Raw genomic sequence first — 9,999 nt, 5'->3', positions numbered from 1 at the left:
CCCGCTCGACTTGCATGTGTTAAGCACGCCGCCAGCGTTCGTCCTGAGCCAGGATCAAACTCTCAATTTAAAAGTTTGATTTAAGCTCATCGCTTTATATATTAAATAGAATTTCTTCTATTCAAAAGAATTGCTGGTTTACTTAATTCTTCTCTGTTTAATTTTCAAAGTTCAATGTGCTGCACGAGACAGCTTATTTATAATATCATGTTTAATTTGCTCTGTCAACACTTTTTAAAATGTTTTTTCAGAACTCATTAATCACCGTCATCTTGCGACGACGTTTAATATAATAACACTTTTTTTATTTAAGAATATATTATGGCACACCATCTTGTTTAAATATTTTAATATTACTTACTTATTTCTATATTTTTCTTTGAATATCTTGTATTGATACTCTAGGCTAAGTTTATTTCAATAATATTAAAGTTAGCCGTGATTTTAACATTGAAATAAGTATTTTATAAAATAAAAAAAGAACTTAAAAATAAGTTCTTTTTTTATTTTATAATTCTGATTCCTCTTCTTCACTATTATCACTGTCTATTTTAGCTATAGCGAGTATCTTTTGATCACCCTTATTTTTCATAAGAGTAACTCCCATTGCATTTCTGCTAGTAGTTGAAATATCCGCTACACTTATTCTTATAGCAATATCTTCACTGTTAATAAGCATCATTTCATCTGTCTCTTTAACCATTCTAGCTCCAACCAAAGGTCCTGTCTTTTCTGTAACTTTATATGTTATAAGTCCCTTTCCACCTCTATACTGACACTTATATTCTTTTACAGCTGTTTTTTTACCAAAGCCATTTTCGCTTACAACAAGTACGCTTTGTTCTTCATCTACTATTTCCATTCCAACGACAAAATCATCTTCATTAAGAGATATACCTCTAACACCACTGGCATTTCTTCCAAGTGGTCTAGCATCCTTTTCACTAAATCTTATTGCCATTCCATTTCTAGTAGCTATAAAAATATCATCATTTCCACTAGTCATTCTAACAGAAACTAATTCGTCATCATCATTTAGGTTTATGGCTATTAATCCACTCTTCCTTATATTGCTATACTGGTTTAAAGAAGTCTTCTTTATAGTTCCATTTTTAGTACACATAACTAAAAATTTATCTTCATCAAATTCCTTAAAATATATTGATGTCTGTATCTTTTCATCTGGATTAAGCTGAAGAAGGTTTACTAAGTTAGTACCCTTAGCTGTTCTTCCTGCTTCTGGAACCTCATATCCTTTTAGCCTATAAACTCTTCCTTGATTTGAGAAGAATAAAATATGATTATGAGTTGAAGTTATAAATATATGTTCTACAAAATCATCCTCTTTTGTAGACATTGCCTGTATACCTCTACCTCCTCTTTTTTGAGCTGTATATGTATCTGCACTTATTCTCTTTATATATCCAGCATGGGTAAGGGTTATAACGACATCCTGTTCTTGTATAAGGTCTTCATAATCTATTTCATTTTCTGCTTTTTCTATGCTTGTTCTTCTTTCATCACCGTATTTTGATTTTATATCTATAAGCTCTTCTTTAATTATATTTAATACTTTAGCTTCATCCATTAATATCGCTTTTAGAGATTCTATTGTTTTCATGAGTTCGTTGTACTCTGAATCTATTTTTTCTCTTTCCAGTCCTGTTAACCTTTGTAGCCTCATGTCGAGTATTGCTTGAGCCTGTTTCTCTGAAAGTGAAAAATTATCCATCAAGCCTTTTTTAGCTTCTTGGGTTGTCTTTGATGATCTTATGAGTTTTATAACTTCATCAATATGATCTAATGCTATTATTAATCCCTCTAAAATATGCGCTCTTGCTAAAGCTTTATCTAAATCAAATTGAGTCCTTCTTCTTATTACTTCTTTTTGGAATGTAACGTAATGTTCCAGAATTTGCTTTAAATTCAGTGTTTCTGGCTTGTTATCAACTAATGCAAGCATATTTATTCCAAAAGTATCTTGAAGTCTTGTGTGTTTGTATAATTGATTTAAAACGATGTTTGCATTTGCATCTCTTTTAATTTCAATTACAATTCGCATTCCCTCTCTATCAGATTCATCTCTAAGATCACTTATTCCATTTATCTTTTTATCCTTTACGAGGTCTGCCATATTTTCAATTAATCTTGCTTTATTTACTTGATAAGGAATCTCAGTAACTATAATTTTCTGTCTTCCATTGTTATCAACTTCAATTTCAGATTTAGCTCTTACTGTTACCTTGCCTCTTCCTGTTTCATAAGCTTCTCTTATTCCTGACTTTCCAATTATTATGCCTGCTGTAGGAAAATCTGGCCCTTTAATCTTCCCCATTAAGTCCAAAATAGTAATTTCAGGATTGCCAATAAGATCAATTATACCATCAATTACCTCACACAAGTTATGTGGTGGTATATTAGTTGCCATACCAACAGCTATACCCGCAGAACCACTTACAAGTAGATTTGGAAATCTTGATGGAAGCACCGAAGGTTCTTTTTCTTCGCCATCAAAATTTGGTACAAAATCTACAGTATTTTTGTTAATATCTCTTACCATTTCCAAAGCTATTTTATCAAGTCTTGCTTCAGTATACCTCATAGCAGCCGCAGAATCTCCATCAATAGATCCAAAATTTCCATGACCGTCCACAAGTGTATATCTTAGGTTAAAATCCTGAGCCATTCTTACTAAAGCATCATAAACAGCTGTATCTCCGTGAGGATGATATTTACCTAAAACATCTCCTACTATTCTTGCACACTTTCTATATCCCTTATCAGGTGTTATGCCTAAATTATACATAGAATATATAATTCTTCTATGTACTGGCTTTAAACCATCCCTTACATCAGGAAGTGCACGACTAGCTATAACACTCATTGCATAATCTATATAACAACTTTTCATTTCTTTGTTTATATCTACTAGTTCAATCTTACCTTCATTTTGCATACTTACACCTCTTTTTTATGTAACCAATAATAAATAACTAAATATCTAAATTTTCAACCTTAGAAGCATTATCTTGTATAAATTGTCTTCTTGGAGCAACTTTATCCCCCATCAAAATTGTAAATGTTTCATCTGCAGCCATAGCATCTTCTATGTTTACTTTCTTTAAAATTCTATGCTCTGGATTCATTGTTGTCTCCCACAGCTGCTCTGGGTTCATTTCTCCAAGACCCTTATACCTCTGTATATCAATATTGCTATCCTTTCCACCAAGTTCGTTTAAAACATTGTCAAGTTCCTTATCACTATAGGAATAAACTTCATTTTTTCCCTTAGCAACTCTATAAAGTGGTGGCTGTGCTATATATACATGCCCCTCTTCTATTAGTTGTTTCATATACCTGTAAAAGAATGTAAGAATAAGTGTTCTTATGTGAGCACCGTCTACATCGGCATCGGTCATTATTATAATTCTATGATATCTTATTTTGGATACGTCAAAGTCCTTTCCTATGCCCCCTCCAAAAGCGGTAATCATAGCTCTTATTTCCTCTGAATTAAGTATTCTATCAATTCTTTGTTTTTCAACGTTTAATATTTTTCCTCTTAAAGGCAGAATAGCTTGAAACTTTCTATCTCTTCCCTGTTTAGCTGAACCTCCGGCTGAATCCCCCTCGACTATATATATTTCACATTCTGAAGGATCTCTCGACGCACAATCTGCTAATTTACCAGGAAGAGCTGTGCTCTCAAGTACAGATTTTCTTCTTGTGAGTTCTCTTGCTTTTTTAGCAGCTTCCCTCGCTCTTGCAGCTACCATAGATTTATCTATAATAATTTTACCTATTTGAGGATTTTCTTCTAAAAATGTACTCACTTTTTCAGCAACAACACTATCTACAATTCCCCTAACCTCACTATTTCCAAGTTTTGTTTTGGTTTGACCTTCAAACTGTGGATCTGTAAGTTTTACGGAAATTACAGCGGTAAGCCCTTCTCTTATGTCATCTCCAGATAAATTTTTGTCATTTTCTTTTATAAAACCATACTTTTTAGCATAATCATTAAATACCCTTGTGAGAGCAGATTTAAATCCTGCTAAATGAGTACCACCCTCAACAGTGTCTATGTTATTGGCAAAAGCAAAAATATTTTCAGTGTATCCATCATTGTACTGAATGGCAACTTCAACAGAACATTTTCCTTCTTTGCTGCCTTCTACATAAATTGGCTCGCTAAATATTGGTTCTTTATTTCTATTAAGATAAGATACAAAGGATTTTATTCCACCTTCATAATGAAAATTATCTGCTTTATCGCTTCTTTCATCAGAAAGGTTTATCTTTATTCCCTTATTTAAAAATGCTAATTCTCTTAATCTTTGTGCTAATACATCATAATCAAATTCTGTTTCCTCGAATATCTCACTGTCTGGTTTAAAATATACTTTAGTACCATGTTCATCACTATCACCTATCTTCTCAAAAGGTGAAGCTACTTTTCCTCTATGGTAGATTTGTTTCCAGATATGTCCTTCTGACTTTACTTCAACTTCACAAGTTTCTGAAAGAGCATTAACAACAGATGCACCAACTCCATGAAGTCCACCCGAAACCTTATACGCTCCTCCACCAAACTTTCCTCCTGCGTGAAGCACTGTCATTATTACCTCTACTGTAGGTTTATTCATTTTATGATGAATACCTACAGGCATTCCTCTTCCGTCATCCGCTACACTTACTGAATTATCCTTATGTATAACAACATCTATATTCTTACAATATCCAGCTAGGGCTTCATCTATACTGTTGTCTACTATTTCATATACAAGATGATGTAACCCTCTGCTGCTAGTACTGCCTATATACATACCTGGTCTTTTTCTTACCGCTTCAAGACCTTCTAATACCTGTATTTGACTTTCATCGTACACTTCATTATTTTGTGACATTAAAATCCTCCTATTCTAAAGTTTTATGGCTCTAAATAAATGACTTGAGACCTTTTACTCAATGTTGATGAAGAAATCGGAGATAAAAATATTTTACTTTTTTTATCCACCTCTGCAATAACAAAAGACTTTGGTGGTTCCTTTGTTATTCTTTCCACGAAACCATCTTCTTCAGCCATCCTTAAAAATTGGCTTGTATCTGCGCTATACATAGTTGTTTCAATATCAAATATTCCTATTATATCTTTTATAGGAACCACAACATTTTCCCCTAAATGCAAAAACATAAAAAGGCCTCCTTAAAAACTAATTAAACTAACTTACCATTTGATATCTCGAAAATTTTAAAGTCTTTTTTTATATAACTTTTTATATCTTCTATTCCAGTACATGTAATTAAAGTCTGTATTTCATCTAAAGCATTCAGTATATATTGTTGCCTTTTAATATCAAGTTCAGACAAAACGTCGTCAAGAAGAAGTACTGGTGCTTCTCCTGTTATACTTTTAATTATTTCAATTGATGCAAACTTTATGGTTAAAATAGCCGTTCTTTGTTGACCTTGTGATCCAAAACTTCTGGTATCAATACCATTAATTTTTATATTGAAATCATCTCTATGGGGACCAACAGAAGTGCTTCCTTTTTCAATATCCTTTTGTCTATTTTTTTCGAACTCACTTTGCAGTTCTTCTGAAGCATTTAATGCATTCTTAATACTAGTAAGATACTGAAACTCTATTTCTTCTTTCTTATCAGTGATATCCATATGAATTAACTTTCCCCTTGCATTTAAATCTTTTAAGTAATTATACCTTTGTTTTATTATATATGCTCCCAATTTACTTAATTGATTATCGTAAACTTCAATAATGCCACTTTTGATAAGATTTCTGTTTTTTAATGAAATATTTCTTTGTTCCAAAACTTTATGATATTGAACAAGGTTGTAATAGTAATTAGAGTTTAATCTAGATAATTCTATATCTAAAAAGCGTCTTCTGTAACTTGGAGAATCCTTCACTATTTTTAAATCTTCTGGAGAAAACATAACAACATTAAAAATCCCAAAAAGCTCTGAGATTTTTTTTAATTTTATTGAATTTATATTAATTCCTTTTTTTCCGCCTTTGAATATTTTTATTTCTATTTTTTTATCAAGGCGTTTTTTACACACGTATAGACTAATATACGATTCATCCTTATCCCATTTTATAAGTTCTTTATCTTTACTAGTACGATGGGATTTTCCTAGGCTGCAATAATATATGCTTTCAAGTATATTAGTTTTTCCCTGTGCATTATCTCCAGTTATAATATTGACATTGCTATTAAAATCTATATCTAAAATATCATAATTTCTAAAATTAACTAATTTTAAATTTTTTATATACATGATAACACCTATATTATATCATAAAGTAATTTAACACTATATAATTTTATAAATTTTATTATCAAACTCTACAGTATCACCCTTATACAGTTTTTTGCCTCTTCTTGTCTCTATTTCATTATTGACTTTTACTTTTTCATTCAAAATATAAAGTTTTGCTTCCGAGCCAAGTGAAACTGCTCCGCACCATTTAAGAAAAGAATCTAATTTTATAAATTCTGAATTTATACTTACTTCTTCCATTTTATTTAATATTCTCCTATTAACAAATTTTAGCTATTAGCTAATCTTACAGGTAAAACTAAATATATACAATTATCATTTTCCTTATTTTTCATTATACAAGGGCTTATGCTGCTTGAAAATTGTATGATAATTTCTTCTTCATCCATTATTTTAAGAACATCAATTAAATATTTTGAGTTAAATGCAATTTGAAGAGGCTGTCCTTGCAAAATTATATTTATCTCCTCTCTTACGTTTCCCAATTGAGAATTAGAAGTTATTACCATTACATCTTCTTCTATATTCAATTTAATAAGGTTTGTATTTCCATCCTTAGCAACTAGAGAGGCCCTCTCTATGGATTCCAGTAATTCTTCACGTTTTGCTATAACCTTTAGATTGAACTCTTCTGGTATTATAGAATTATATTTTATAAACTCTCCTTCGAGCAATCTTGATATTATTTTAGTTGAACCTAAATTGATTAATATATGATTAGTAGTAAATGTGATATTGACATCTCCATCATCTTCCAATATTTTTATCACTTCATTAAGCGTTTTCCCTGGAATTACTGCACTAATAACATCCTCACTATCTAAAAAATCACTTTTTAAAGCTAACCTATATCCATCTATTGCAACTAAATTTAGTTTTTTATTTTTTATCTCAAATAATACACCAGTAAGTATAGGTCTTGTTTCATCTTGAGCTATAGCAAATATGGTTCCTTTTATCATACTTTTTAAAGTTTTTTGATTTATAGTAAAAATTTTATCTTCGCTTATTTCAGGCAAACTTGGAAAATCCTCTGATTGTAGATGAACAAGAGTAAATTTACTCTTACTGCATATAATTTCTATACAATTATTTTCAGTAGTTTTTACTTCTACAGCAGCATTAGGAAGTTTTCTTATTATTTCACCAAATAATTTTGCATCTACAACTATACTTCCATTTTCTTCTATATCCACATTTATTTTTGTTTCTATGCTTAAATCTATATCTGATCCTGTAAGTACTAAGGTATCATTCTTAGCATTTATTAATATACCTTGTAATATAGGCATAGTTGATTTTCCAGTAACAGCTTTTTGCACTATTGATATTGCTTCTTGTAATATATTTTTTTGGCATGTAAATTTCATTTAAAATAAACCTCCTTATTAACATAAATCTTTTTATAATAGGTTAGATATATAAATAATATATAGTAGTAATAGTAGTAGGGGCTGTGAATTTGTTGATAACTTATGTAGCTGTTGATAATCAATAAATTCAGTAAAAAAATAACTGTGGATAATTTAATAATAAGTACTTAACGTTATCAACATAATTAACACGAAAAGTAAAAAATAAAAGTATCCACAATTTGTTCATAGCAAATAATAAACATATGTTATTATTTTTGAGAAAATCGTTTAGTTATTTCTTTTATAGTATGCTTTAGTTCCTCATCATCTTTTAATGCACCGGATATTTTTTCATATGCATGAATTACAGTTGTGTGATCTCTACCACCAAATTCCTCACCTATTCTTGGTAGGGACATATCAGTTAATTTTCTACATAGATACATTGCAATTTGTCTTGGGTAAGTTATATTTCTTGTACGTCTTGAAGATTTAAAATCATCTATTTTTATATTAAAGTAACTTGCGACAACATCTTGAATTAATTCTATTGTTATTTGCTTATTTTGTTTGTTTGAAATAATATCCTTTAGAGCTTCAGAAGCTAAATCTATGCTTATTTCTTTATTTGTTAATGATGAAAAGGCTACTATTCTTATAAGAGCACCTTCAAGTTCTCTTATATTTGACTTTATATTTGTTGCTATGTATACCATTACCTCGTTTGGGATGTCTAATTTTTCAACGTCAGCTTTCTTTTTTAATATTGCTATTCTAGTTTCAAAATCAGGTGGTTGTATATCAGCTATAAGGCCCCATTCAAATCTCGAACGCAGTCTATCCTCAAGCGTAGGAATTTCCTTAGGAGGTCTATCACTTGATAGGATTATTTGCTTATTATTTTCATGAAGTTCATTAAAAGTATGGAAAAATTCTTCTTGAGTACGTTCTTTACCCGCAATAAATTGAACATCATCAATTAATAAAACGTCGACATTTCTATATTTGGTTCTAAATTCAACATTTTTATCATCTTTTATTGAATTTACAAGTTCATTTGTAAATTTTTCAGATGAAACATAAACAACTTTAGCTTTAGGATTATTTTCAAGTATATAGTGTCCAATGGCATGCATTAAATGGGTTTTGCCAAGTCCAACTCCTCCATATATAAATAAGGGATTATAAGCTTTAGCAGGGGCTTCGGCAACTGCTAAACAAGCGGCATGGGCGAATCTATTGCTATTTCCAATGACAAAAGAATCAAACTTATATTTTGGATTAAGCATAGTTGAAGTATCCTCTGAATTATTAGAAGAATCTTTAGACTTGATATTTTCATTATTTTCTTCAATATCAATAGTTTCCTCTGAAACAACAGAAAATATTAAATCATATTTTTTAGTTGTTATTATTTTTAGTGAGTTAATTATAAGATCTTTATATCTATTTTCTAGAATTTCTTTAGTAAATTGATTAGGAACACCAAAGCGTATAATATCTTTGCTTATAGATATAGGAGTAATACTTTTTATCCATGTGTTGAAACTAACTTCGGTTAACTCTCCTTTTATTATTTTTAGGGTTTTTTCCCATAATTCTTTCAATTGGGGTCCCATAGTAATCCTCCAGTCTAAAAAATTTTAAACATAATTAATTAAGCATAATTAAATTATTAACACACATATAAACAGAAAATATAGTCTATTGTAGGTTGTTGACAAATATATTATAAAATATTCACATGTGTATAATTATGTTATTAATATTTTAAGTATAAAAGTTATTAACAATAAAAAAATATATATATATTAACATATAAGCAATGAATAAAATGGCATTATATGTGCAAAAATAATATTGTATATGTAAAAATAAAGAAAAAAAAATAAGTTATCAACAAGGTTATCCACAAATTGTGTATAACTTTATTATTAAATAAGTTATTAACAGTTCATCAATAATAATAACAGAACGGAATAAGCTATTCAAGAAGTTATCCACAAAAATATTATGGTAGTACAAAAAATTATTAACAAAATCCTTTGTCTTGACATTGAATAAAGGTGAATATATAATTATAAAGTAAAACTTTAATTTTGAAATATCGTATTTTTTATAAATAAGATAATAGTATACCTTTAAAGGGGGTGCATAGTAATGTTTATGACATATCAGCCTAAGAAAAAACAGAGAAAAAGAGAACATGGTTTCAGAAAAAGAATGAGTACTTTATCAGGAAGAAAAGTTCTTAAAAGAAGAAGAAATAAAGGAAGAAAAAGATTGACAGCATAAGGGCCGCTTTTGTGGCCTTTTTCTGCAATTTGCGGAAAAAAAG

The 9,999-nt window shown here is 29.9% G+C and carries 8 protein-coding genes and 1 rRNA gene; 1 reads left to right on the top strand and 8 read right to left on the bottom strand.

All coding sequences use genetic code 11. The features are described 5' to 3' along the window. The 8 genes from LQK79_RS09465 to dnaA form a co-directional block, all read right to left on the bottom strand. Positions 1–70 (bottom strand): 16S ribosomal RNA (locus LQK79_RS09465); the annotation flags it as partial. A 438-nt stretch (positions 71–508) separates the two neighbouring features. Then, positions 509–2,956, bottom strand: a complete 2,448-nt coding sequence (gene gyrA / locus LQK79_RS09460; protein ID WP_053242853.1) for a DNA gyrase subunit A — start codon at positions 2,954–2,956, stop codon at positions 509–511. A 37-nt stretch (positions 2,957–2,993) separates the two neighbouring features. Beyond that, the gene (gyrB, locus tag LQK79_RS09455; RefSeq protein WP_053242852.1) at positions 2,994–4,907 is read right to left on the bottom strand and encodes a DNA topoisomerase (ATP-hydrolyzing) subunit B; all 1,914 of its coding nucleotides are present in this window, start codon (positions 4,905–4,907) and stop codon (positions 2,994–2,996) included. A 23-nt stretch (positions 4,908–4,930) separates the two neighbouring features. Next, positions 4,931–5,194 (bottom strand): extracellular matrix regulator RemB, encoded by a 264-nt coding sequence (gene remB / locus LQK79_RS09450; protein WP_053242851.1) that lies wholly within the window; start codon positions 5,192–5,194, stop codon positions 4,931–4,933. Between the two features lie 23 nt (positions 5,195–5,217). Continuing rightward, entirely contained in the window at positions 5,218–6,303 is a 1,086-nt protein-coding gene (gene recF, locus LQK79_RS09445) for a DNA replication/repair protein RecF (RefSeq protein ID WP_053242850.1), read from the bottom strand. A 36-nt stretch (positions 6,304–6,339) separates the two neighbouring features. Then, positions 6,340–6,546, bottom strand: coding sequence for a S4 domain-containing protein YaaA (gene yaaA / locus LQK79_RS09440; protein WP_053242849.1), 207 nt, complete (start codon positions 6,544–6,546; stop codon positions 6,340–6,342). 29 nt (positions 6,547–6,575) lie between these two features. Then, complete coding sequence (gene dnaN, locus LQK79_RS09435) at positions 6,576–7,676, bottom strand: DNA polymerase III subunit beta (RefSeq protein WP_053242848.1); 1,101 nt, start codon at positions 7,674–7,676, stop codon at positions 6,576–6,578. 254 nt (positions 7,677–7,930) lie between these two features. Beyond that, positions 7,931–9,280: a chromosomal replication initiator protein DnaA gene (gene dnaA / locus LQK79_RS09430; protein WP_053242847.1), complete on the bottom strand. Its 1,350-nt coding sequence runs from the start codon at positions 9,278–9,280 to the stop codon at positions 7,931–7,933. A gap of 541 nt (positions 9,281–9,821) precedes the next feature. Between dnaA and rpmH the strand changes: the two genes are divergently transcribed. Next, the gene (gene rpmH / locus LQK79_RS09425; protein WP_053242846.1) at positions 9,822–9,956 is read left to right on the top strand and encodes a 50S ribosomal protein L34; all 135 of its coding nucleotides are present in this window, start codon (positions 9,822–9,824) and stop codon (positions 9,954–9,956) included. Positions 9,957–9,999: the final 43 nt, after the last annotated feature.

It is taken from the genome of Clostridium guangxiense (assembly GCF_021043395.1).
Taxonomy (GTDB): domain Bacteria; phylum Bacillota; class Clostridia; order Clostridiales; family Clostridiaceae; genus Clostridium_S; species Clostridium_S guangxiense.
Note: the sequence above shows the minus strand (reverse complement) of the source record. Positions and strands in the feature narration are given on the sequence as shown.

Excerpts from the sequence above, each read along its gene's own strand:
- gyrA (WP_053242853.1), bottom strand. The coding sequence starts at position 2,956 with ATGCAAAATGAAGGTAAGATTGAACTAGTAGATATAAACAAAGAAATG.
- gyrB (WP_053242852.1), bottom strand. The coding sequence starts at position 4,907 with ATGTCACAAAATAATGAAGTGTACGATGAAAGTCAAATACAGGTATTA.
- remB (WP_053242851.1), bottom strand. The coding sequence starts at position 5,194 with ATGTTTTTGCATTTAGGGGAAAATGTTGTGGTTCCTATAAAAGATATA.
- recF (WP_053242850.1), bottom strand. The coding sequence starts at position 6,303 with ATGTATATAAAAAATTTAAAATTAGTTAATTTTAGAAATTATGATATT.
- yaaA (WP_053242849.1), bottom strand. The coding sequence starts at position 6,546 with ATGGAAGAAGTAAGTATAAATTCAGAATTTATAAAATTAGATTCTTTT.
- dnaN (WP_053242848.1), bottom strand. The coding sequence starts at position 7,676 with ATGAAATTTACATGCCAAAAAAATATATTACAAGAAGCAATATCAATA.
- dnaA (WP_053242847.1), bottom strand. The coding sequence starts at position 9,280 with ATGGGACCCCAATTGAAAGAATTATGGGAAAAAACCCTAAAAATAATA.
- rpmH (WP_053242846.1), top strand. The coding sequence starts at position 9,822 with ATGTTTATGACATATCAGCCTAAGAAAAAACAGAGAAAAAGAGAACAT.